We start from the raw sequence: 24,061 nt of genomic DNA, 5'->3' as shown, positions 1-24,061 counted from the left end.
AACTTAAATTTAATAAACAATACATGCTTATAATAGGAATTGCTGGAGGAACAGGTTGTGGAAAAACAACTGTGGTAGAGCAGATAATGAACGAATTACCAGAAGGTGAAGTTGGTATAATATCGCAAGATTCATACTACAAAGATACTTCGGATATGACTTACGAGGAGCGTACTAAAATAAATTTCGACCATCCAAAATCTATCGACTTTAAATTATTAAGACAGCATTTAACAACCTTAAAAGCTGGAAATAGTATTGAGCAACCTGTCTATTCTTTTGTAGACCATAATAGAACTAGAGAAACCATTACTACACACCCAAAACATGTAATGATTGTAGAAGGTATTCTTATTTTAAGTAAACCTAAAATCCGTGACATGTTCGATATTAAAATATTTGTACATGCAGATAGCGATGAACGCTTAATAAGACGTGTAAAACGTGATATTGCCGAGCGTGGCAGAGATATAAACGAAGTACTTACACGCTACCAAACAACGCTTAAACCAATGCATCAACAGTTTATTGAACCAATGAAAGAGTATGCAGATTTAATTATCCCGAACAATAAATACAACACAGTTGCTGTTGATATTGTACGTACTATAATTAACGAAAAACTAACTTAATGCTTAAGTATTTCAAAAATATATTCTTAATTATCTTTATAGCATTTACTATATGGATGTTGTTTTTTGATGGTAACTCATTAATAATTCACAATGAATTAAATAATGACATCGAAAAACTTGAAAAAGAAAAAGAATATTATAGAAAAGAAATAGTTAAAGACAACAAAGCAATTAAGGAATTAAAAAGAGAGGAAGGTCTAGAGAAGTTTGCTCGCGAAGAATATTATATGAAACGCGATAACGAAGACATCTATATAATAGAATATCAAGACAGTTTAAAAGTCAAAAAAGATGAGTAAAAAACTATTTAGCGATTTTGATAGTGTTTCTGCAAAAGCATGGAAACAACAAATTCAAGCAGATTTAAAAGGCGTAGACTATAACTCTACTCTAATTTGGAACACTCCTGAAGATATTAATGTAAAGCCATTTTATCATGCAGACGATTTTAACGGAAAACCTTTTCCTGAAATCCCATCAAACTCATGGTCTATATGCCAATCTATATTTGTTTTTGATGTGGAAAAATCGAATGCAAAAGCCATAAACGCAATCGAACGCGGTGCAGAAAGCATTACATTTATTATCCCAAACAAAGACGTTGAAATAGAAAGCTTATTAAAAAATATAGACACCACTTCTACTCCATTCTATTTCGAATTACAATTTTTAGACGCAGATTATGCTAAGCAATTATGCGCTATTCCTGGAGTTTCTTTATTAACAGATAGTATTGGAAACCTTGCTAGATCTGGAAACTGGTTTAATACTTTAAAAAGTGACCACGAACAATTAGAGAAAATTGTTTCTCAAAAAAACAATACACTAAGTGTCGATTTAAGCTTATACCAAAATGCAGGCGCAACCATTGTACAACAATTGGCTTATAGTTTAGCACATGCTAACGAATATTTAAATATTTTAAATGGTGATTTAAAATCTCAAATTACTTTTAAAGTCTCTGTAGGTACTAATTACTTTTTCGAAATAGCAAAGCTTCGTGCTTTAAGGCTACTTTGGAAAACTTTAGCATCAGAATATGGCATTATAGAAGATTGCCATATTATAGCTACACCAACAAAACGTAACAAAACACTTTACGATTATAATACCAATATGCTGCGTACAACTACAGAATGTATGAGTGCTATTCTTGGTGGTGCAAATACTGTTTGCAATCTTGCTTACGATGCTATTTACCATAAAGACAACGAATTTGGAGAACGTATTTCTAGAAATCAGCTATTGGTTATAAAACACGAGAGTTATTTTGATGTGGTGCAAAATGCATCGGATGGTGCATATTACATCGAGAGCTTAACAGAACAACTATCGGAAAAAGCATTAGTATTATTTAAAGATATTGAACAAAAAGGAGGCTTTCTTAAGTTATTAAAAGAAGGAATAATTCAGAAAAAAATAAAAGAAAGCGCAGCTAAAGAACAAGCTAGTTTCGATAATGGAGACATTACATTACTAGGTACAAACAAGCATCCAAATACAGAAGATAGAATGAAAGACAACCTTGAACTCTATCCTTTTTTAAAAATGAATGCTAGAAAAACGCTACTTGAACCTATTTTAGAAAGACGATTAGCAGAAACTATAGAACAAAACCGATTAAAAACTGAATAAACATTTTACAAATGAAAACAACTTTTAAACTTTTAGCTTTATCAATATTTGTTACATTTTCAAGCTGTAACAATTCTAAAACAATCGATTACAAATACTCAGAAAGCCCTAAGGTATTGGCTTGCGATTTTCCAAATGGAGATTTATTGCAAGAAGCCGTTTATGCTTTCGAGAACGATATTATTAACAGTTACGATATGCAATATAGAAATGCAGCAAAATCGTATTCTAACCTTATTAGCACTAGATTAAGAGGTCAATTAAAAGTAACCGATATTGCTAGCGAACACAGTTTAAAAATTGCAAAAGCCTTAAAAAAAGATTCTAACTTATGGGTTACTAATAATGGTGTAACTTCGCTTAACACCTCGCATCCTGTAGTAGATTGTATAGCAAATAATATAAAAGACAAAGGCATTAAAACAACCTACAATGCTTTACTGTCTACTAATAGCTTAAAACCAAATTTAATTTTACCGCTTTTAAGTGGTAGCACAAGATTTATTCAAGCAGATGGTAGTTTAAAAACTTATGTGGCTTTAGAATTTTTCTACTCTCAATTATTAAATACAACAGTAGAAGAACTAAAAAATCCTAATCCGCAAGCACAACCTGAGCCAGCAAAGCCTAGTGTTAAAGGTGTTGATTTAAACAAAACACCTAAACAAGAAGTTCCTAAAAAAGTAACGACAAGGGATTCACACGCTGGACATAACCATTAATAATGAGCAGAAAAGACCTTCAACATATCGCCATTAAATCTGCAGGAAAAAGTCAAGACACAAAATCTGTTTCTTCTTTAACTGCTGAAGACATTCCTGTAAAATCGAACTATTCAAAATCCGATTTAGAAAACTTAGAGCATTTAGGTTTTGTAGCAGGAATTGCTCCAAATTTACGTGGACCATACTCAACCATGTATGTGCGTAGACCTTGGACTATTAGACAATATGCAGGATTTTCTACTGCCGAAGAAAGTAACGCTTTCTACCGTAGAAATTTAGCTGCAGGACAAAAAGGGCTTTCTGTAGCATTCGATTTGGCAACACATCGCGGTTACGATTCTGATCACGAACGCGTAGTTGGAGATGTTGGAAAAGCCGGTGTAGCCATAGACAGTGTTGAAGACATGAAAGTACTTTTCGACCAGATTCCGCTAGATAAAATGAGCGTTTCTATGACTATGAATGGTGCTGTGTTACCAATCTTAGCCTTTTACATTGTTGCTGCCCAAGAACAAGGCGTAGCACTTACAGATTTAGCAGGAACCATACAAAACGATATATTAAAGGAGTTTATGGTACGTAATACGTACATCTATCCTCCTACGCCATCCATGCAAATTATCTCAGATATTTTTGAATACACGAGCAAGAATATGCCAAAATTCAATAGTATTAGTATTTCTGGTTACCACATGCAAGAAGCAGGTGCCACTTGCGATATTGAGTTGGCTTACACGCTTGCAGATGGTTTAGAGTACATAAAAAAAGGATTAGCCGCCGGAATGGATATTGATACTTTTGCACCAAGACTCTCTTTCTTTTGGGCCATTGGTATGAATCATTTTATGGAGATTGCCAAAATGCGAGCAGCCAGAATGTTGTGGGCAAAAATGGTAAGTGAGTTTAATCCTAAAAATCAAAAATCGTTGGCATTACGTACGCATTGCCAAACTAGTGGATGGAGTTTAACAGAACAAGATCCATTTAATAATGTAGCACGTACAACTATTGAAGCTGCTGCTGCTGCCTTTGGTGGCACACAAAGTTTACATACCAATGCCTTAGATGAGGCTATTGCATTACCTACAGATTTCTCTGCTAGAATTGCAAGAAATACACAAATATATTTACAAGAAGAAACCAATATTACAAAAACAGTAGATCCTTGGGCTGGTAGTTATTATGTTGAAAAACTAACCCATGACATCGCACAAAAAGCATGGTCTTTAATTGAAGAAGTTGAAGAACTTGGTGGTATGACCAAAGCTATTGAAGCCGGTATTCCTAAATTAAGAATTGAGGAAGCTGCGGCAAGAAAGCAAGCACGAATAGACTCTGGTCAAGATCTTATTATTGGTGTTAATAAATATGTTTTAGACGAAGAAGATCCGCTTCATATTTTAGAAGTCGATAACCAAACCGTTAGAAAACAACAAATAGAGCGCTTAGTAAAAACAAAAGCCGAACGCGATACTAAAAAAGTAACCGAAGCTTTACATAATTTAACCGAAGCGGCTCGCCTATCTAATAAAACTAAAGATTCTAACGTTAGTGCCGAAAATAATTTACTACATTTAGCTGTAATAGCTGCAAGAGAACGCGCTACTTTAGGCGAAATTAGTGATGCTTTAGAAGCTGTTTATGGCAGATATAAAGCACAAATAAAATCATTTTCTGGTGTGTATAGTAAAGAAATAAAAGACGATAAGAGTTTTGCGAAAGCAAAAGAACTGGCCGATACCTTTGCAGAGCAAGATGGTAGACGACCACGTATTATGATTGCTAAAATGGGACAAGATGGCCATGACCGTGGTGCAAAAGTAGTTGCTACTGGTTATGCAGATATTGGTTTCGATGTCGATATTGGTCCGTTATTTCAAACACCGCACGAAGCTGCAAAGCAAGCCATAGAAAACGATGTGCATATTCTTGGTATTTCGTCTTTAGCGGCTGGACACAAAACACTAGTGCCACAAGTTATAGAAGAGCTTAAAAAGTACGGTAGAGAAGATATTATGGTTATTGTTGGTGGTGTAATACCAAAACAAGATTACCAATATTTGTTTGATGCTGGTGCTGTTGCTGTTTTTGGTCCTGGAACTAAAATTAGCGAAGCTGCTATTACTATTTTAGAGATTTTGATTGATTAAAATCTCTAAAATAGTTTTAGAGACTACGCTACTAATAATTTAAAGTATCTATTCTCGCTAAACATTAGTATAAATAGACCTATAATTTATTTTCTATTAACAACACTTTACTTTTTTATATTGTAAAAAGTATAAAAATAATTAAAGCAACTTCCAGAAAATACACAAAACCGAATCATGGTTTTTTAGTCTAATTTATAATTTTAAATGCCATATAACAGACTCCTTTTGCAATGCAATTTATAAAACTTAAACCTTTCGTCTTATTCCTATTAATTGTAACCGCTACTATAAACTACGGCTTTTGTCAAGAAGAAAAAATGGAAAACAAAATAGAGACTCTAAAAGCTTTAGGTAAAGATGCAATAGTAAACCAAGCCACTACTATTCTTAAAAATAAATATCCTGCATTAAACATAACACTAGAAGATTACGACATAACCGCTTGGGCCAACAAAAAGGAAGTGATAGTAAACTTTAATAGGCTTTTAATGTTTAAACCACTCAACATACAAAACACTATTTATTACAACTTTACTATTAATGTCATCACCCAAAATATAAATCCTTTTGATGCTTTTGGAACCAGCGACTTCTATATACCAACAGCAGAAGATGCCATAAAAATAGAAACACTTAAAAAACAAATCGCTCTTAAATCTGGTTTTGTTAACGAAGTTGAAGAAAAAGCAGACACCTACTACGTTTCCATTAGTAACGATTCTTATTTTTACCACTACGAAATAGATAAAAGTACAGGAGACAAAATAGAAAACTCCGAAGTACAAGGCAATTGGGAAACCGAACCTCCTTTTGAAGACGATACCATTAGTAACAACGATCCATTGGTACAAATAGAAAAGTAATGAACTCTAAATAAAATTAGTAATATTTAAAACCACTTAGTTAAAAACTTAGTGGTTTTTTTATGCCTTTACGGTTTCCCGTAAAATAGAATTATTCTACTTTAGTAACTTGGCTTTTGTTGAATAAAAATACGTAGTTCTACGTATTTTTTACGCGACAAATAAGTGCTAAATTCGTTGCTTGTATCTTTTAGGTATAAACCAATACTAAACATGTAATATCCCGTTGTATTTATGGGATATGAGGAATTAAGGTTACTATATAACATGTTGTGTATAATGCAAAAAAATGAAGAACATCTTGAATAGAGCAGAACAATTTACATTTAAAATAATATCTTTTTTTAAACCTAAAATTGACAGATGGATTGTCAAAATATTTATAGGTTCTGGTCTTACTTTAATTGTATCAGGATTAACTGGATTATCTTGGTATGTTGCAGTCTTACTCAATGTATTAAAAGTAGAATTAAAGAATAATTTAGGAACAGATTATGGAATTGGAATTATAGAATGGTCTTCTGTTGTGATTGGTTCAATTTTAGCTCTTATTGGCTTAATTATCTACTTTACAAACAAACGTATTGAAAGCAAGAATAAAGATAAACCTAAATTATTAATTGCAATTTTACATAAATCAATCGATGATTTTTTAGAGCCAAATTTTGCAAATATTAGAAACGGTTATTATAAGAATTTTGAAACTCAAAAAATTGTAATCGACCAAACCAAAACATACAAATCAGGAGAATTAAACTTTCCTGACTATGCTATATTTGAACAACAAAACTTACTAACTGAAATAAAAACACTAACAAAGACTAATCCAAATATTGAAATTGCATATTTTGGATTGGCTCACATAGCTATGCTTTTTGATGTCGGTTCTCAAATAGCAGATAAGTTTAAAATAGAATTCTTTGAATACAATCGTAATTCTTATCAATGGGATTATTTAGAAATAGGTCAAAATAAATTACTGATTACTCAAAATTCTGAGATAAGAGAAAATGAAAACAAAAATGCAGTTATAAAGATTGAAATAAGCTATCCAATAAACAATGAATTAATAGAAGATGTAATTCCCGACTTTAAAATATTAAATTCAATATCTCTTGATTCTATAAAATTAGATTCTATAAAAAACATTAGTGAAATTAATGATATTTCTATAATATTTAGAGAGTCTGTAGATAAAATATTAATCAATTACCAAGACATAAAACAAATTCATTTATTTTATTCAGGTCCTGTATCGTTAGCAATTAATTTAGGAAGAAAAATCAGTAAAAGAACTGATCCTAAATTTATTATTTACAACTATATGAATAATACCAATCCTAAGTACAAATGGGCAATAAACTTAAATGAAAATGAGTCCTCTAAAAAAATAATTCAAAATTAATGTATAACCTTAATAATAAACTAGGGAGCTTTTATAACGAGGTTGTCAGACTTAAAGAAGCAGACAGAAACAAACTGCGAGAATATAAAAAATTAAACCTTGAACGACTAAATTCAGGTATTGATTCAATTAATACAAAAGAGAGTAAATCCTATCCTTACCCAACAATATTAGAACAAGGAAGTATTGCTATGCATACAGCAAATCGACACGATGACAATGATTATGACATAGATGTTGCTGTTATATTTCCTAAAGACCAGTTACCGACAAGTGCCTTAAATTCAAGAAGGCTTGTAGAAAAGTTTTTGCGTGAGAAAACGGGAAATTTCTCGAAACAACCTGAAGCAAGAACAAATGCTGTTACAATATGGTATAGTGAAGGTTATCACGTAGATTTCGCAATTTACCGACAATCTATCGATTTTTTAGGTAATACAATTTATGAACACGCAGGTTCAAATTGGAAAAATAGAAATCCTCAAGATATTACTAATTGGTTTAGCAACTTTGTTATAACAAAAAGTCCAAATAAAAATTTTGGAGCTACAGTTGAGAATAACCAATTTAGAAGAATTGTAAGACTTCTTAAGAAATTTACACGTTCTAGAGAAAACTGGAGCCTACCTGGAGGTTTAGTTATTTCTATTTTAGCTTCAGAATGCTATTTTCCAGATTATTATAGAGATGATATTTCCCTAGTCAAAACTATAAACTCAATATATAATAGACTTAAATATAATAATCAAGTCTATAACCCTACTGATAGATCTTCTGAGCTAACCGAAAAAAGCAAGTATAAAAATGAAGTTAATAGATTAAAAGAAAAACTAAAACAAGCTGTTAAAAAATTAGAAATATTGAACAGTCCTGAATGTGACGAAGACAAAGCTAACGAAGCTTGGAAATGGGTTTTTAATTCAGATTTTTGGAAAACAGAAATAAAAACAAACAATGCCTCAAACAAAAGTTTTTCTCTACCATCAAATCTGATTTCTTTGAATGCAAGTTTACATATTAGCAAAAATGGTTTTCGTTTAAATTCTAATGTCACTAATGGTAATTTTAAAATTCCAAAAAAAATGTGGTTAAAATTTAATGCTTCTACTAATATATCAGTCCCTTTTGATGTTAAATGGATAGTAGAAAATAAAGGAGATGAAGCGGAAGCTAAACCTGATTTAGGTCACGAAACATTAGACCAAAATATATATTCGAGTTCATTTTCTCATTGGGAACAGACTGCTTATAAAGGAAAACATAAATTAATTTGTCAAATTATTAAAAATAGCCAAGTAGTAGCTTCTGAAAAATTTGAAGTGGTAATAAAAAAGTAAATCACTATACACAACACCGTATATAATTTATTGCTGGCTTCTCGCTTACTTACGAAAGTCCTCACGGACTTTCTTGGTCGGTAATTATTTACTAAATTAGTTGCTTAAACCATATACAAACACGTTGGCAACAAGTAAAAAAAACATAACAATTAAACAATAAATGAGAACACTAGCTTTAGTAATCGGAAATGATAAATATTCTGGAAAACATAAATTAGAAAACGCTATAAATGACGCCAAAGCTATTGCGGAAACATTTGAAAAACTGGGTTATGAAGTAATTTATTTATCTGATTGCAATCACGAACAATTCGCTGATACTTTATACGACTTTGAAAATAAATTAGAAGATTTTGATACTGCAATTTTTTATTTTGCAGGACATGGATTTCAAGTCGAAGAAGAAAATTATTTAGCATCAATTGATTGTAATTTGGATAATATCAATAGATTTAATGTAGGCTCATCTTGTATTAAATTAGTTGATATTCTATTTATCTTTAAAAGGGTCAAAACCAAAGCAAATATTGTCATAATTGATGCTTGTAGAAAATTTTTAGACAGAGGAACAAACACATCTTTTAATACTGTAACAGCTCCTAAAGGAACTATTATCGCCTTTTCTACATCACCAGGAGAAGGTGCAAAAGACAAAGGAATGGAAGGTCATAGTATTTATACTGGCTCACTACTAAAATACATTGGACGTGAATTATTATCTGTAGAAGCTTTGTTCAAAAAGGTTAGAAATACAGTCTACAATTTAACTGCAGGAGTGCAAACAACTTGGGAGCATACATCTTTAATTAATGATTTTTATTTTAATACTGGACAAATGGTACATTCAGTAATTGTACCTTATGACGAATCTGTTGTTAAAGACCGTAACTACGTTAATAAAGGAGATGAAGCTGATGAAATAATTTCTAACTTACAAACAAGTGATTGGAACAAACAAAATCCTGCTATGGATAAATTATCTGTCACTCCAATACAAAATTTAAATAAAAATCAACAATTCATTATTGGAAGAAATATTTTGCAAGCCTCAGGTTATGCACACAACGCAACGAATTTTATTGAAGATTTAAAAAATAAATTACCCAAATATAATATCGGAGATGAAAACCATTTATTAAATGGAATGTTGTTTGAGATTTATTTCAATAGTAATGGAGATTTCAGAAGAGATAATTTGAAAGGAAATTATATAGAAAATATTTTTTCTCTTAGACATTTACCTCAATATAAAAAATCTTTTGATTTTATTAATAACGCTTTAGAACCATATAAAAATGAGTTGTTTTACATCCCAAATACAGTTGATTCAATTATTGATGTAGATATACTAGCAACAGAAAAAGAAGTTAAAAGTTTTATGGATAATAAAGTTACTTACCAAATAATAGAATCAATCACTATATCTGGAAAGGACATAACTAAAACTATTTCTTCAATATGTCAAACAGGTACGAATTCAAAATATATAAAGAAAACTATATCTAATTTATTACTTATACCTATTGACTTACTGAATATAAATGAAAATATACCAATATTAAAACTTGCATTTAAAGAAAATTTATAACATTTAAAAATACCAGTTGCCAACACCGTATACAATTTATTTCTGGTTCTAACCTACTTACGAAAATCCTCTCGGACTTCAATTCAGTTATCATTTACTACATTTTTTTTGTGTATAACCACCCAATATAAAAAAACCTTAGTCAAAAGTAAAATAAATATTAGAAAATAAAAAAGTTATGAAATTAGAAAAGATATTAGATAAACTTGGCTCACTTGAAAAAAACTCATTTATCAAAGTAATTGATAATATCATTTCGAAAAAACCAAAAAACAGTAAGGAAATTGATAAAATTTTAAGTTCGTCGGATAAAGGTTTAAAATCTGTAGATAATAGAAATATCGACAAAGTATTTGCTCTTATTTCTAATGAATTTCAAGAACATATAAAATCTGAATTTCAAGAAATAAATACACAATTAGATGTTTTAATAGATATAATTATTAGAGATGGAAACTGTATAATGAAACAAGATTGGTTTTCAAGATTATACGACAATGAAATAAAAAAATTAAAAGGTAAAATTAAAGTTCTAAATACAGATTTTGATAATGATAAATCAGAATTAAGTGAAACAAGAAAAAGAGATTATAAAATATACAAATCTTGTTTACATACTGCTTATTATAACGATGAAGAAAACAATCGCGAAGCTAAAGTTTCATCAGATGAGCTTTCTATAATTTTAACACTCTCAAAACAACTAGGCCTTTCGCAAGAAGAAATTAAATTAATAAACTATTCAATTTTACCTATTAAAAAAATTGATATTCAAGAAGTAATAAAAGGCTTGAAAAATATTGGTGTTATTTTTTACTCGAATAAAGAAAGCACTATTTATGTTGCAGATGAAATGGTTAGGCTTTTAAGAAAAACGCGTAAAAAAGAAATAGCAACTAAATATTACCGTAGAACATTAAAACTTTTGAGAGAACCGATAATAAATCAAATTTCTAAAGAGCATAACATAGACCGAAAACTCTCCTATTCAGAAAAAATAGAAGGCATTATTAAAGAAGGTGTTTCTTATACTGATTTATTGTCTTCTGGAATTTATAAAGCAGGAAGTACTCTTACAGAAAAGAAAAAAACCTTAAACGAACTTTGTGAAAAAGGACTTGACATTAGTAATCTAAAAGGAAGCACTTTAGATGACAAAATAAATAGTTTAATTGAATATTTTGAAAATATTGAACGAGATGAAAAAGTTGGTATTTCTCATGACGGTTTTGATAAACTACTTTCAGAACTAAATATTACCTTACCTAAACTAAATAAACAAATAAAAGAGCAATTTGAACTACAAGACGAATATGTTTTAAAAGCAGACTTTTTACTCGATTATAATATAAAACCAAGAGATATTTTAGATTTAATTATAAAAGAAGATAGAACAAAATTTATAAAAGATAACGGAGTTAAGCAAAGAGGTGATGATATTTTAAATATTCTTGAACATTACAAAGATGTAGAAAATTTATATTTAGAGAATTATGAAAATGTTGCTTACAGAAACTTAAATCTATTAAAAGAAAACGGAATTACTATAAAGGAAAGTGAACTAGGTTTAAAATTTGAAGAACTTACAAGTGTGATTTTTAAAGGCATTGGATTTAATGTCGATGATAAATTTAAAAATCAATTAAATACTAAAAAGGATATGATGGATATTCTTTTAAATTTAGGAAACCAAGAAATTATAATTGTTGAGTGTAAAACAAGTAAAGAAAGAGGTTATAATAAATTTAGTGCAGTTTCAAGACAGTTAAAATCTTATCAAAATTTAGCACTAAAGAATAATTTACGAATTGTAAAAATACTACTTATTGCTCCTGAATTTAGCGATGATTTTGTAACAGATTGTGAAATGGATACAGAAATGAATTTATCTTTAATTACTGCTTCCACTCTATCTAATATCGCAGAAGCTTTTAAAACATCAAAGTACACTGAATTTCCACACGTATTATTTAGGGATATTGTTATAAATGAAGAAAGAATACTAAAAGCAATAAGTAAATAATACCAGTGCCTCATATCGCATAAGAATAATTACGATTTTAGTGCTTACTTAAAGGTCGTTACGTGTTTATAGATGATAAAACATTCCAAAAAACACAATGAATAAAATAACATTGTTACTTATAACCTTATTGATTTTTGTTTCATGCAAAAAAACATATGATTCTGAAACTGATTTTATGAATTGTATTTACAGCTAATTTACTGTTAACAACTTCCGTTTTATTAGCTTATAGTTGTATTTTTGAGTTGAATTGAAGTACAACTTAGCCAAAACTAGGGTTTTCAATTTGTACAAAAATAAAAAGCTTTTACAGTAACAATGAAAAACAACATCCTAAAACATACTCATTTAAATTGTATTCTTTTAGGTCTTTATTTTGTTATTAGTCTGCAAACAAAAAGCTTTGCACAGCATATTCCTTTACAAAAAACATTAAAAAAAGACAGTCTTCTTAATGGCATACCTACTCCTAAAAAACAAAAAAGAACAAAGCTTGTTCAGTTTAATGGAAGCGATGGTCCGTACATAATAAACGACTCTTTATTGTATACGGTTAGTTCTAAAAACAGACTTACGGTCTCTCCATTTTTTAATAGAGATTCTATAGTTGTAACCATAGATAATAAAGATAAAAACGAGTTTTACTTATCGCTAAAAAAGGAACATACCATTCCAGAATCGGTTTACAAGTTACCAGAAAAAATGGTTGTTATTTCGGATATTGAAGGTAAATACGATGCTTTTGCTGGTTTCTTATTTGCAAATAAAGTAATTGACGAAAACCATAATTGGATTTATGGTAATGGCCATTTGGTTTTAGGAGGCGATTTTGTAGACAGAGGAGAAAACGTAACACAAATACTCTGGTTAATTTACAAACTTGAAGATCAAGCAATACAACAAAATGGAGTTGTACACTTTATTTTAGGAAACCATGAAATACTTAATTTTAATGGAGACCACAGGTATAACCGTGTAAAATATATAAAGGCCGCACAAGAAATTAGCCTAATAGAGAATAAAAAAGAGGCTGTTAAATATTTATATTCTAAACATACCGAATTAGGAAAATGGTTAGCCTCGAAAAATGTGATTGAAAAAATTGGTGGTTATTTATTTGTTCATGCAGGAATAAGCCCAGAACTTTTAGAGCACAAATTAAACCTCGAAGAAATAAACAAACGTGTGCGTTTACGCATTAATGGTTTACAAACTGAAGACAAAATAACCGATTTCCTTTTTAGCTTAAAAGGTCCGTTTTGGTACAGAGGTCTTGTTAAAACAAGGTTTCAATACAATAAAATAAAAGAAACAGAACTAGATGCGATTTTAAAATACTACGATTCGCAAAAAATAGTAATTGGGCATACGCCAGTTAAAGATATAGCTACCGGTTTTAATGGTCGTATAATTATAACCGATGTAAACCATGGAAACACAAAGTTTTCTGGAAAAACAAAAGGATTACTTATAGAAAACAATCAAGAGTTTATTATCGATGATAATGCCATAAAAACACCTTTAGAGAACCAATTACAAAGCCTTAAAATGAGCATCGAGAAAGAGTAATCTATCTTCTAAAAACAGTTTTAAATAATTGTAATGTTCTAGATCAGAATCTTCATTTAATTTATTTTGCCACACCAATTGTTCTCTTTCGTAAACTTTTTCTTCGGTAAACTTAGTGTAGATTTCATCAATTTTAGACTGTAAAGCTTCATTACCAAAAGCTGTTGCTCTTAAAGCAATCCATCTGGCTTTTACTTTTGCTTTATAAGCATTTGGGTTCACTTCTAACAATCTATTAAAAAGGCCATTACCTAAAACACTATTGGTAACGCGTTCGCGCTTTCCGTCTTGAATTATGCCTAAAACACCATCTAAATCCCAAGCAATAAAAAAGTACGGTTCCTTTTTGTTGTACTTTCCTAAGTAGTAATTCTTACCTAAATTATCGGTTGCTCGCATGGTATTTACAAACAGATAATAATCTATAACATTAGGAATATAAACCTCTTTTTCTATGTTTTTAGCAAAAGATTCGTCTGTTGCATTAACTACTAAATCTGTAAACTGCGATAAGTCTCCAAAATCTGACGAATAATTAATAAAAGGATATTCGGTTTTCCAACCATTCCAATGTGGAAAAAGATTATTGTACTTACTTGGAGATCGGCTAAAATCTGGTCCGCCATTATAAGAATTAGCTTTATACAACCTACCATTAATAGTATCGCCTTTGTTCTTTTTAAGCTTTAATTGCTTTCTATCTACAGATTCTGAAAACTGATAAATACCAAAATATTCGTTATTTCTAAAAACTTCTGCGTACTTCACTTCGAATCCGCTTTTTGCCTTTGGCTCTTTATCTAAGTAATAAGGTTTATAGATTTCTGTCCATAAATTGGTTGCCATATAAGAGCGTAAACGCAATGGCTCGTTATACATGCCATCTAAAATCCAATCGTCATCAGAGCGCATGCCTTTAAACTTTACATCTTTCTTTTCTTTAGTCTTGCCATCGGTCCAAAACTCTAAATCGTAAGATTTCTTTGGGAAGCCCAAAGATAAATTTCCACGATGCCTCACTCCTACTGTACTTTCAATAAACTCACCATTATTAAAATAAGTAAAATGTCCTGCAATTTTTGCATCGCTAGTAATCGCAGAAGTATCAATAGTAACATGTATTAATGGTATTTTAGATATGTATAAAACATAATCTTCTCCATTTTCCACACCAATTCCTTGCGTATACGACAATTGATTTGAAGTGTTTTTCAACTTAAAATGGTCATCAAATTGTATACTAGTAATCTTTTTATTTTTCAAAATAATAGAGTCTAATTTTTTTTGATGCCAAACAATAATTTTATTCTTTATATCTATGCCGTAGCTTCCTTCTTCTGCTGTAATTTCTTGCGCAAAACCCGTTAAACTGTAAAGTAACGTGCATGCTATAAGCAAAGTATGAGATAATTTCTTCATTATAAATTATACTTAATTATGGGCTAAAAATAATGATATATATTTTAACCACTTGTTCTATATCTATTTATGCAATTTCTATGCCTTAAGTATAAATTACATTTTATTTGAGCTATAACTACAGGTGGCAATATGTGTTATTAAACAACTTAAGCAAAATACTATTTTAAGTTTAATCAACTGTTAACAACTTCCATTTTCTAAACCCATAAATAATTGTATTTTTACATCTGGACTTTTAAATTAAAGTTCTCTAATAAAACCAAATCAATTAATGGGTAAAATAATTGCCATTGCCAATCAAAAAGGAGGAGTTGGAAAAACTACAACTTCTATAAATCTAGCAGCTTCCTTAGGTGTTTTAGAGAAAAAAGTATTACTTATTGATGCAGATCCACAAGCGAATTCGACTTCTGGATTAGGTATTGATGTAGAAAGTGTAGAGATAGGAACCTATCAACTTTTTGAGCATACAAACTCTGCTACAGAAGCAATAATGCATACCGATACACCAAACTTGGACATTATTCCTGCGCATATAGATTTAGTTGCCATAGAAATTGAACTTGTAGATAAAGAGGATAGAGAATACATGCTTAAAAAAGCATTAGAAGAGGTAAAAGACAACTACGATTTTATAATTATAGATTGTGCGCCTTCTCTAGGTTTACTAACACTTAACGCTTTAACAGCTGCAGATGCTGTAATAATACCTATACAATGTGAGTATTTTGCACTGGAAGGTTTAGGTAAGTTATTAAACACTATAAAAAGTGTTCAAAAAATACACAATACAGAATTAGATATTGAAGGTTTATTATTAACCATGTACGATTCGCGTTTACGTTTATCTAACCAAGTGGTAGAAGAAGTGCAAAAACATTTTAACGATATGGTTTTTAAAACCATAATACAACGTAATGTTAAGCTTAGTGAAGCACCTAGTTTTGGTGAAAATATTATTAATTATGATGCGTCTAGTAAAGGTGCAGCAAATTATTTAAGTTTAGCAAAAGAAGTAATAAATAAAAACTCCTAAGCAAAATGGCGAAGGCAACAAAAAAACAGGCTTTAGGTAGAGGCCTTTCGGCTTTATTAAAAGACCCAAGTAACGATATACAATCTGTACAAGATAAAAATGCAGATAAAGTTATTGGTAATATTGTGGAATTAGAATTGGATTGTATTGAAATGAATCCGTTTCAACCACGTACCAGTTTTAACGAAGAAATGTTACGCGAACTAGCATCTTCTATTAAAGAACTTGGTGTAATACAGCCTATAACAGTAAGAAAACTAGGTTTTGAAAGTTACCAATTGGTTTCTGGAGAACGTCGTTTTCGTGCTAGTAAATCTATAGGTCTACAAACTATACCTGCATACATACGTATAGCAAACGATCAAGAAAGTCTAGAAATGGCATTGGTAGAAAACATCCAACGTCAAGATTTAGATCCTATTGAAATCGCTTTATCCTACCAACGTTTAATTGACGAAATTCAATTAACACAAGAGCAAATGAGTGAGCGTGTTGGTAAAAAACGTTCTACAATTGCTAACTATTTACGTTTATTAAAGCTTGATCCCATTATTCAAACAGGAATGCGTGATGGCTTTTTATCTATGGGACATGGTCGTGCCATTATTAATATTGAAGACCAAAACATTCAATTAGATATTTACGAGAAAATATTAGCCAATAAATTATCGGTTCGTGATACAGAAGCATTAGTTAAAAATTATAATGCTACAGACGAAGTTGTTGTACCTAAAAAACCAACAAAAGAAGAATTGCCAAAGTTTGTTAAAAAAGGAGTAGCCGCTTTTTCTGAATACTTTGGACAAAAAATAGACGTTAAAGTAGCTAGTAATGGTAAAGGAAAAATAACAATTCCTTTTCATTCTGAAGAAGATTTTAACCGTATTAAAAAGTTAGTTGAAGGTGAGAAATAAACTATTCATATCCTTCTTTTGTTTACTGCTTAGTCTTTCCGCTTCAGCGCAAAAAGGCAAAGAGAAAAAAGCAGAAGATAAAAAACCTGAATCTACAGAAAACGTAGAGGGCTTAGTTATTGTACCAGCAGATTCTGCATTGGTACGTAAAGAAATAGACCCATTACGTCCTGCAAAAGCTGCATTTTATTCTGCTGTTTTGCCTGGTTTAGGTCAAGCTTACAATAAAAAGTATTGGAAAATACCTATTGTTTATGCTGCTCTTGGAACTGGTATTTATTTTTACATTGATAACAACAAACAATACAACCGCGTGCGTGATGCATACAAACGCCGTTTAGCAGGTTTTGAAGACGATGAATTTCAAGACCGATTAACTGATGATGGTTTGATTGAAGCTCAAAAAACACTTAAATCTAACAAAGAGTTATCACTATTGGTAACTATAGGTTTATATGCTTTAAATATTATAGATGCCAATGTAGATGCGCATTTATTACAATATAATGTAGACGAGAATTTAAGCTTAAAACCACATTATAAAATTGATGAATTCGATAAAACAGGATCCTTTGGTTTAACAATGAGCTTAAAATTGAATTAAGCATTTAGTAAAATTAATTCTATTTTTACTAAAGTAAAATTTAGAAACATAAAATAAACAGTCTCCATTCTTCAATGGGATTTAAAAACAACTTTTAATGAAAATTGCTTTACTAGGCTATGGTAGAATGGGCAAAACAATTGAAACCATTGCTTTAAGCCGTGGACATGAGATTGTTATTAAAACATCTGAAACCGTAACTAACGATATTACAAAGGCAGATATAGCTATAGATTTTAGTGTACCAAGTGCTGCTTTTGGTAATATTTCTAACTGCATTAATAATAATATTCCTGTAATTTCTGGAACTACAGGTTGGCTAGAAGACTATAACCAGATTATAGATTTATGCGAGCAAAAAAATGGTGCTTTTATATATGCTTCAAATTTTAGTTTAGGTGTAAATATATTCTTCGAATTAAATAAAACACTAGCAAAAATGATGTCTGCTTTAAAAGATTACAATGTTGATCTTGAAGAAATACATCACACTCAAAAATTAGATGCACCAAGCGGAACAGCAATTTCTTTAGCCGAAGCTATTGTAGAAAACCACAACCAATTTAAGTCTTGGAAATTAGATGGTAATGAAGAAAACGTACTACCTATTACTGCCAAACGTATTGAAAATGTACCTGGAACACACAATATTACATATAAAAGTGAAGTAGATACTATAAAGATAGAACACATAGCACACAGTCGTCAAGGTTTTGCCTTAGGTGCTGTGGTTGCTGCCGAATGGCTTATTGGTAAAACAGGCGTTTTTACCATGAAAGATGTGTTAAATATTGGTTAACTAAAAATAAAAATGTAACATTTGCGAAAGCAATATCACTAATAGGTTTTATTAACTATTAGTACAAAATATAGATTATGGACGGAACACAATGGATTATATTTTTCTTGATTATTCAATTAATTCATGGATTAGCTACTTGGAAATTATATATAAAAGCAGGTCGTAAAGCATGGGAAGCCTTTGTTCCCATTTACAATGCTGTTATTTTAATGAAAATAATTAATAGAGAATGGTATTGGACTATCCTACTCTTCTTACCTATTGTAAACCTAATTATGTTTCCTGTAATTTGGGTAGAAACAGCTAGAAGTTTTGGTAAAAACTCTAGATTAGATACCATTTTAGCAATAGTAACTTTAGGTTTCTATAACTTTTATTTAAACTATGTTGCAGAAGTAAATTATGTTGAAGACCGTAGTTTAAAAGCAAGAACTAGCGCCGGCGATTGGATAAGCTCTATCCTATTTGCTGTTGTTGCAGCAACTATAGTACATACGTATTTAATTCAGCCATTTGTTATTCCTTCATCTTCTTTAGAAAAAACATTATTAGTTGGTGATTTTCTATTTGTAAGTAAGTTTCATTATGGTGCAAGAGTACCAATGACAACGGTTGCTTTACCAATGGTTCACGATTCTATTCCGAAGACAAAAATGAAATCGTATTTATTTGACGATAAATATGAAGAACGTAACACCTCATGGAAAAACAAACTGCAATTGCCTTATATGCGTTTGCCAGGTTTCCAAAATATAACACGCAACGAAATTGTTGTTTTCAATCAGCCAGCAGATACGTTGTTGGACATGAACGATTTTACACCAGATAGAAATTACTATAAACCAATAGACAAGAAAACCAACTTAGTAAAACGTTGTGTTGGTATTCCTGGAGATAATTTAGAACTTAGAGAAGGACACGTTTATATTAACGGTGAGAAAAATGTATTACCAGACCGCGCACGTTTACAGTTCTTTTATAATGTAAAAACTAGTGGAGATATTCGTACGTTATTTAATAAATACGAAATCACAGAAAGTAGTGCCAACGAAACGTATTACATAGAAAACAAATACTTAGACGACCCAAAAATAAAAGATTTTATAAGCGCTAGTACCGATGTAAATCTTAACATTATTAAAAGAGACTCGCTAAGAACAGAAGTTTCTGGTAGATTAAACCAACGCTTTTTTAACCGTTTAAAAATGTCTGTTGCAAATACCAACTATATTGGTAACATGACGGAAGAACTTGCTGCTAAAGTAGCTAAAGATCCTACTGTTATTTCTGTAGAAAAAGTAAACTCTGAAACGCCAGATTCTCGTTTATTTCCTCAAGATTCTGAATACAGCTTTACAGCAGATAATTTTGGACCTATTTACATTCCTAAAAAAGGAGAGTCTTTAGATTTAACTATAAAAAACTTTCCATTATACAAACGTGTAATTGGTGAATACGAAAGAAATACAATTACGTCTCGCGGTAACCAAATTTTAATAAATGGTGAAGTTGCTACAAGTTATACTTTTAAGCAAGATTACTATTGGATGATGGGAGATAACAGACAAAACTCTATCGATTCTAGATATTGGGGATTTGTACCTTTCGATCACGTTGTTGGTAAGCCTGTTTTAGTATGGATGAGTTTCGATACTATTAAAAAGAAAGTACGTTGGGATAGACTATTTACGACCGTACATGGCACTGGAAAAACAACATCTTACTTAATTCCTGTGTTAATTTTAATTGCTGGAATAATTGGATTTAACCGCTTTAGAAAGCGCAAGAAAAAATAAACTATGGATAATTCGTTACTAGAAAGCTTATTAAAAGCACTTGAATTTTCGCCAGAAAACAACGAGTTACGCTTTCAAATCGCAAAGATTTATCTTAATAGTTTTAATTATACTGAAGCTGAAAAACACCTTATTTCTCTATTAGACAGAGACAATAAGAAAGCCTACAAGTATTTATTAGCCAAATGCTATTACAATCAAGAAAAGTATAATTTAACCGAAGTTATACTAGAAGAACTTACAGAAAACAGCAATGACATAGACCATCTAGAATTGTATTGTAGTGCTTTACTAAAGCTAGAAAATCATGCCGAAGCATTATCTATTTATCAAACGATTTTAGAAATAGATAATACATATTATAATCCTGATTTCGAATCGGTTTTTAAACTTGCAGTTACTAGTGAAGTTGACAATTTTATTGACGAAGATGCACTTTCCATGCTAAAAAAACCAGACGTTAATTTTAGCGATGTTGGTGGTATGGAAAATGTAAAAGAAGAAATAGATTTAAAAATAATAAAACCACTACTCCACAAAGATTTATATAAAGCTTACGGAAAAAAAATTGGAGGTGGTATTTTACTTTACGGTCCTCCAGGTTGTGGAAAAACGCACATTGCAAGAGCAACAGCAGGAGAAATTGATGCCAATTTTATAAATATTGGGATTAATGATATATTAGATATGTGGTTGGGAAACTCTGAAAAGAATCTTCATGAAATCTTTGAAACTGCAAGAGCAAACAAACCTTGTGTTATTTTTATAGATGAAATTGATGCTCTAGGCGCCAATAGAAACGATATTAATAAAACAGCAGGACGTACAGTTATTAATCAATTTCTCTCCGAATTGGATGGTATAGATTCAGACAACGATGGTATTCTTGTTTTAGGTGCAACAAATGCGCCTTGGTATATAGATCCTGCTTTTAGAAGGCCAGGACGTTTTGATCGTATTATTTTTGTAGCGCCTCCAGATGATAAAGCTAGAGAATCTATTTTTAAAATACAGTTAGAAGGAAAACCTACAGAAGATATTGACTTAAAGCAATTAGCAAAAAAAAGTAAAGAATATTCTGGTGCAGATATTAAATCTAGTATTGATATTGCTATAGAACAAAAGTTATTAGAATCTTTTAAAGACGGTATTCCAAAACCTTTAAAAACAAAAGATATTACTAAAGCTTTTAGTAAAATGAAACCTTCTACTAAAGAATGGTTTAGTTCAGCTAAAAACTATGCTCTATATTCTAACGATTCTGGTTTATACGATGATATTTTGACTTACTTGAAAATAAAAAAATAATGGAAAGTCCTAATTTACAAAGAGGTCTGCAATTATTTGAATTAGGAAGATTTAAAGAATCTATACCGTATTTTCAAAATGCTTTAACAGAAAATGCTGAAGATTTTGATGCCAAATACTTTTTAGCACAATGCTACTTTCAGTTAGATGATATCGACAAAGCTTTTACTGTAATTACAGATTTAAGAAAAATTTATCCTAACGCATCGGAGATATACTTTTTATTATCTCAAATTCACCTTCACGAAGGTAGATTGAAAGAGGCAAACGAAAACGTTGATTTAGCCATTGAAATAAATCCAGATAACGAAAACTATTTTGGACAAAAGTCTTACATCCTTATTAATACCAAGCAATTTGAAAGTGCTTTAGATTTTGCAAACGAAGGCTTAAGAATCAACTCTAAAAATTCTTTTTGCTTAAACGCAAGAACAACAGCACTTACTAAATTAAACCGAAAAGATGAAGCAGCTTCATCCATAGAAAACCTTCTTAACGACAACCCAGAAAATGCTTATTCTCATGCTAATGTTGGATGGTCTCACCTGGAAAGTAACAAACCTAAGGAAGCTTTAAACCACTTTAAGGAGGCTTTAATGTTAGATCCCAATTTAGATTATGCTAGAAGCGGAATGCTAGCTGCTATGAAATCTAAAAACAAGATTTACAATCTGTATTTAAGATATTCTTTTTGGATAAGTAACAAGTCTCAAAAAAACCAATATATATTTATAATAGGTTTATACATTGCCTATCGTGTTGCCTTAAAATTATTATCGGCAAGCGGACTAACAATAATGGCAATTCCATTAATAATTGCATACTTATTATTTGCTTTAGGCAGTTGGATTATGGATCCTTTATCTAATATGATTTTACTGTTTGATAAATTTGGAAAATACCTTTTAGATAAAAAAGACAAGTTAAGCGGACAAATTATGTTTGGGCTTTTAGTGAGTTCATTAGTGTTTTTTGGAGTCTATTTCATACTTAACAATCCGCTTTATGCACTTATTAGTGCAGCATGCTTAGCTGCAATATTGCCTTTAACACGTGCTGCTTTATCAGATAATGATAGGTCTGAAATTATTAACTACATTTATGGAATAGCCATGCTATTAATAGCAGCTTTTGGTACCGCTTTAGGTTTTCCTTTAGGTACAGTTGCAACAGCAGTTGGCGTTCTATTTATTGCCTACACTTGGCTAGGCAGCTTTTTAATAAAATAATGACAATACTTATACATCCAACCTATTTTCCAACCATTGCAACTTTTGTAGCCATTACAAAAGCTGATCATGTTGTTTTAGAAACTCAGGATAATTACCAAAAACAAACCTATAGAAACCGTAGCTATATTTATGCTGCTAATGGTAAATTACAATTAAGTGTCCCAGTTGTTTTTAGTCAGAAAAACAGACAAAAATACAGTGAAGTACAAATTGCTAACGATTATAAATGGCAAGATAACCATTGGAAATCTTTAGAATCTGCTTACAGAACGTCTCCATTTTACGAATATTATATAGACGAATTACAGCCACTTTTTACAGAAAAATTTAATAGTATTTTAGATTTTAATATGAAGTGCTTAGAAGTTATTTGCGAATGTCTTCAGCTTGAAATAAACATTACTAAAACCGAAGTTTTTGAAAGAGAACCTAAAGACACAAAAGACTATAGAGGTTTAGTAAATGCTAAAAAAGAAAATATTATTGCTTTAGAACCTTACAACCAAGTCTTTTACACTAAACATGGCTATATTAATAATTTAAGTATCCTAGATTTGCTTTTTAACGAAGGCCCTAATACTATTAGCTATTTAGAATCTCAAAACATTCTGTAATGTACCAAAGTATTATACATTATGGTATTCACTTTTTACTGCCCTTAGCTGTAGCTTTATATTTCTTTAAACCACAATGGAAAAAGGCTTATCTAATTATGATTTTAGGCATGTTAATAGACTTAGATCATTTACTCGCAAATCCAATATTCGAAGCCAACCGTTGTAGTATAAATTTTCATCCTTTACATAGTTACTATTTAATTCCGTTGTACTTTTTCTTAGTGTTTCCTAAGAAAACAAGATGGATAGGTTTAGGGTTATGTATTCATATTTTAGCAGATGCTGTAGATTGTTGGATGATGTCTTAGCTAGAGCTGAAAAACTAAAAGGTATCAATTACAAATGATTAACATAAAGAGCATTCAAGCTAATCACTGATAACTAAACATTA

Annotated in this window: 21 protein-coding genes; 20 read left to right on the top strand and 1 reads right to left on the bottom strand. The window is 30.7% G+C overall.

The annotated features are described in order from the left end of the window. Positions 1-23 precede the first annotated feature (23 nt). The 11 genes from udk to ASC41_RS15045 all read left to right on the top strand — a co-directional run bounded on the left by udk (position 24) and on the right by ASC41_RS15045 (position 13,939). Positions 24-632, top strand: coding sequence for a uridine kinase (gene udk, locus ASC41_RS15095; protein ID WP_055437496.1), 609 nt, complete (start codon positions 24-26; stop codon positions 630-632). Then, on the top strand, positions 632-934 hold the full coding sequence (locus tag ASC41_RS15090; RefSeq protein ID WP_055437495.1) for an FtsB family cell division protein: 303 nt from the start codon (positions 632-634) through the stop codon (positions 932-934). Before udk ends, ASC41_RS15090 begins: the two co-directional genes overlap by 1 nt. After that, positions 927-2,270 carry a methylmalonyl-CoA mutase subunit beta gene (locus ASC41_RS15085; RefSeq protein WP_055437494.1) on the top strand — a complete coding sequence of 448 codons (1,344 nt, stop codon included), beginning with the start codon at positions 927-929 and terminating at the stop codon, positions 2,268-2,270. The genes ASC41_RS15090 and ASC41_RS15085 overlap by 8 nt, the downstream gene beginning before the upstream one ends. 11 nt (positions 2,271-2,281) lie before the next feature. Then, the gene (locus ASC41_RS15080) at positions 2,282-2,992 is read left to right on the top strand and encodes a hypothetical protein (RefSeq protein WP_055437493.1); all 711 of its coding nucleotides are present in this window, start codon (positions 2,282-2,284) and stop codon (positions 2,990-2,992) included. A 2-nt stretch (positions 2,993-2,994) separates the two neighbouring features. After that, positions 2,995-5,145: a methylmalonyl-CoA mutase gene (gene scpA, locus ASC41_RS15075; protein WP_055437492.1), complete on the top strand. Its 2,151-nt coding sequence runs from the start codon at positions 2,995-2,997 to the stop codon at positions 5,143-5,145. A gap of 320 nt (positions 5,146-5,465) precedes the next feature. Next, positions 5,466-6,011: a hypothetical protein gene (locus tag ASC41_RS15070; RefSeq protein WP_152971485.1), complete on the top strand. Its 546-nt coding sequence runs from the start codon at positions 5,466-5,468 to the stop codon at positions 6,009-6,011. A gap of 289 nt (positions 6,012-6,300) precedes the next feature. Beyond that, the gene (locus tag ASC41_RS15065) at positions 6,301-7,416 is read left to right on the top strand and encodes an SAVED domain-containing protein (protein ID WP_055437490.1); all 1,116 of its coding nucleotides are present in this window, start codon (positions 6,301-6,303) and stop codon (positions 7,414-7,416) included. Continuing rightward, entirely contained in the window at positions 7,416-8,753 is a 1,338-nt protein-coding gene (locus ASC41_RS15060) for a nucleotide-binding domain-containing protein (RefSeq protein WP_055437489.1), read from the top strand. The genes ASC41_RS15065 and ASC41_RS15060 overlap by 1 nt, the downstream gene beginning before the upstream one ends. Before the next feature lie 163 nt (positions 8,754-8,916). Further along, positions 8,917-10,344, top strand: a complete 1,428-nt coding sequence (locus ASC41_RS15055) for a caspase family protein (RefSeq protein ID WP_055437488.1) — start codon at positions 8,917-8,919, stop codon at positions 10,342-10,344. A 178-nt stretch (positions 10,345-10,522) separates the two neighbouring features. Then, entirely contained in the window at positions 10,523-12,367 is a 1,845-nt protein-coding gene (locus ASC41_RS15050) for a hypothetical protein (RefSeq protein WP_055437487.1), read from the top strand. A gap of 321 nt (positions 12,368-12,688) precedes the next feature. Then, the gene (locus ASC41_RS15045; RefSeq protein WP_055437486.1) at positions 12,689-13,939 is read left to right on the top strand and encodes a metallophosphoesterase; all 1,251 of its coding nucleotides are present in this window, start codon (positions 12,689-12,691) and stop codon (positions 13,937-13,939) included. Here ASC41_RS15045 and ASC41_RS15040 read toward each other — a convergent pair. Beyond that, positions 13,904-15,358: a CotH kinase family protein gene (locus ASC41_RS15040; protein WP_055437485.1), complete on the bottom strand. Its 1,455-nt coding sequence runs from the start codon at positions 15,356-15,358 to the stop codon at positions 13,904-13,906. The two genes, ASC41_RS15045 and ASC41_RS15040, sit on opposite strands and share 36 nt — an antisense overlap. A gap of 274 nt (positions 15,359-15,632) precedes the next feature. On the opposite strand from ASC41_RS15040, the gene ASC41_RS15035 reads away from it, so the two are divergent. The 9 genes from ASC41_RS15035 (at position 15,633) to ASC41_RS14995 (ending at position 23,978) form a co-directional block, all read left to right on the top strand. Beyond that, positions 15,633-16,397 (top strand): ParA family protein, encoded by a 765-nt coding sequence (locus ASC41_RS15035; protein WP_055437484.1) that lies wholly within the window; start codon positions 15,633-15,635, stop codon positions 16,395-16,397. Positions 16,398-16,402: 5 nt separating this feature from the next. After that, entirely contained in the window at positions 16,403-17,311 is a 909-nt protein-coding gene (locus ASC41_RS15030; RefSeq protein ID WP_055437483.1) for a ParB/RepB/Spo0J family partition protein, read from the top strand. Beyond that, the gene (locus tag ASC41_RS15025; RefSeq protein WP_055437482.1) at positions 17,301-17,915 is read left to right on the top strand and encodes a DUF5683 domain-containing protein; all 615 of its coding nucleotides are present in this window, start codon (positions 17,301-17,303) and stop codon (positions 17,913-17,915) included. The genes ASC41_RS15030 and ASC41_RS15025 overlap by 11 nt, the downstream gene beginning before the upstream one ends. Positions 17,916-18,012: 97 nt before the next feature. Next, positions 18,013-18,714 (top strand): 4-hydroxy-tetrahydrodipicolinate reductase, encoded by a 702-nt coding sequence (dapB, locus tag ASC41_RS15020; protein ID WP_055437481.1) that lies wholly within the window; start codon positions 18,013-18,015, stop codon positions 18,712-18,714. 77 nt (positions 18,715-18,791) lie between these two features. After that, positions 18,792-20,513 (top strand): signal peptidase I, encoded by a 1,722-nt coding sequence (gene lepB / locus ASC41_RS15015; protein ID WP_055437480.1) that lies wholly within the window; start codon positions 18,792-18,794, stop codon positions 20,511-20,513. A gap of 3 nt (positions 20,514-20,516) precedes the next feature. Then, complete coding sequence (locus ASC41_RS15010; RefSeq protein WP_055437479.1) at positions 20,517-21,821, top strand: AAA family ATPase; 1,305 nt, start codon at positions 20,517-20,519, stop codon at positions 21,819-21,821. Beyond that, positions 21,821-23,050: a tetratricopeptide repeat protein gene (locus ASC41_RS15005; RefSeq protein WP_055437478.1), complete on the top strand. Its 1,230-nt coding sequence runs from the start codon at positions 21,821-21,823 to the stop codon at positions 23,048-23,050. The genes ASC41_RS15010 and ASC41_RS15005 overlap by 1 nt, the downstream gene beginning before the upstream one ends. Further along, positions 23,050-23,667, top strand: coding sequence for a WbqC family protein (locus tag ASC41_RS15000; protein ID WP_055437477.1), 618 nt, complete (start codon positions 23,050-23,052; stop codon positions 23,665-23,667). The genes ASC41_RS15005 and ASC41_RS15000 overlap by 1 nt, the downstream gene beginning before the upstream one ends. Continuing rightward, entirely contained in the window at positions 23,667-23,978 is a 312-nt protein-coding gene (locus ASC41_RS14995) for a DUF6122 family protein (RefSeq protein WP_055437476.1), read from the top strand. Before ASC41_RS15000 ends, ASC41_RS14995 begins: the two co-directional genes overlap by 1 nt. Positions 23,979-24,061 lie beyond the last annotated feature (83 nt).

The sequence above is a fragment of the Lacinutrix algicola genome (assembly GCF_001418085.1).
GTDB classification, from domain to species: Bacteria; Bacteroidota; Bacteroidia; order Flavobacteriales; family Flavobacteriaceae; genus Lacinutrix; species Lacinutrix algicola.
This window is presented reverse-complemented; position numbering and strand designations above follow the sequence as displayed.

Excerpts from the sequence above, each read along its gene's own strand:
- udk (WP_055437496.1), top strand. The coding sequence starts at position 24 with ATGCTTATAATAGGAATTGCTGGAGGAACAGGTTGTGGAAAAACAACT.
- ASC41_RS15090 (WP_055437495.1), top strand. The coding sequence starts at position 632 with ATGCTTAAGTATTTCAAAAATATATTCTTAATTATCTTTATAGCATTT.
- ASC41_RS15085 (WP_055437494.1), top strand. The coding sequence starts at position 927 with ATGAGTAAAAAACTATTTAGCGATTTTGATAGTGTTTCTGCAAAAGCA.
- ASC41_RS15080 (WP_055437493.1), top strand. The coding sequence starts at position 2,282 with ATGAAAACAACTTTTAAACTTTTAGCTTTATCAATATTTGTTACATTT.
- scpA (WP_055437492.1), top strand. The coding sequence starts at position 2,995 with ATGAGCAGAAAAGACCTTCAACATATCGCCATTAAATCTGCAGGAAAA.
- ASC41_RS15070 (WP_152971485.1), top strand. The coding sequence starts at position 5,466 with ATGGAAAACAAAATAGAGACTCTAAAAGCTTTAGGTAAAGATGCAATA.
- ASC41_RS15065 (WP_055437490.1), top strand. The coding sequence starts at position 6,301 with ATGAAGAACATCTTGAATAGAGCAGAACAATTTACATTTAAAATAATA.
- ASC41_RS15060 (WP_055437489.1), top strand. The coding sequence starts at position 7,416 with ATGTATAACCTTAATAATAAACTAGGGAGCTTTTATAACGAGGTTGTC.
- ASC41_RS15055 (WP_055437488.1), top strand. The coding sequence starts at position 8,917 with ATGAGAACACTAGCTTTAGTAATCGGAAATGATAAATATTCTGGAAAA.
- ASC41_RS15050 (WP_055437487.1), top strand. The coding sequence starts at position 10,523 with ATGAAATTAGAAAAGATATTAGATAAACTTGGCTCACTTGAAAAAAAC.
- ASC41_RS15045 (WP_055437486.1), top strand. The coding sequence starts at position 12,689 with ATGAAAAACAACATCCTAAAACATACTCATTTAAATTGTATTCTTTTA.
- ASC41_RS15040 (WP_055437485.1), bottom strand. The coding sequence starts at position 15,358 with ATGAAGAAATTATCTCATACTTTGCTTATAGCATGCACGTTACTTTAC.
- ASC41_RS15035 (WP_055437484.1), top strand. The coding sequence starts at position 15,633 with ATGGGTAAAATAATTGCCATTGCCAATCAAAAAGGAGGAGTTGGAAAA.
- ASC41_RS15030 (WP_055437483.1), top strand. The coding sequence starts at position 16,403 with ATGGCGAAGGCAACAAAAAAACAGGCTTTAGGTAGAGGCCTTTCGGCT.
- dapB (WP_055437481.1), top strand. The coding sequence starts at position 18,013 with ATGAAAATTGCTTTACTAGGCTATGGTAGAATGGGCAAAACAATTGAA.
- lepB (WP_055437480.1), top strand. The coding sequence starts at position 18,792 with ATGGACGGAACACAATGGATTATATTTTTCTTGATTATTCAATTAATT.
- ASC41_RS15010 (WP_055437479.1), top strand. The coding sequence starts at position 20,517 with ATGGATAATTCGTTACTAGAAAGCTTATTAAAAGCACTTGAATTTTCG.
- ASC41_RS15005 (WP_055437478.1), top strand. The coding sequence starts at position 21,821 with ATGGAAAGTCCTAATTTACAAAGAGGTCTGCAATTATTTGAATTAGGA.
- ASC41_RS15000 (WP_055437477.1), top strand. The coding sequence starts at position 23,050 with ATGACAATACTTATACATCCAACCTATTTTCCAACCATTGCAACTTTT.
- ASC41_RS14995 (WP_055437476.1), top strand. The coding sequence starts at position 23,667 with ATGTACCAAAGTATTATACATTATGGTATTCACTTTTTACTGCCCTTA.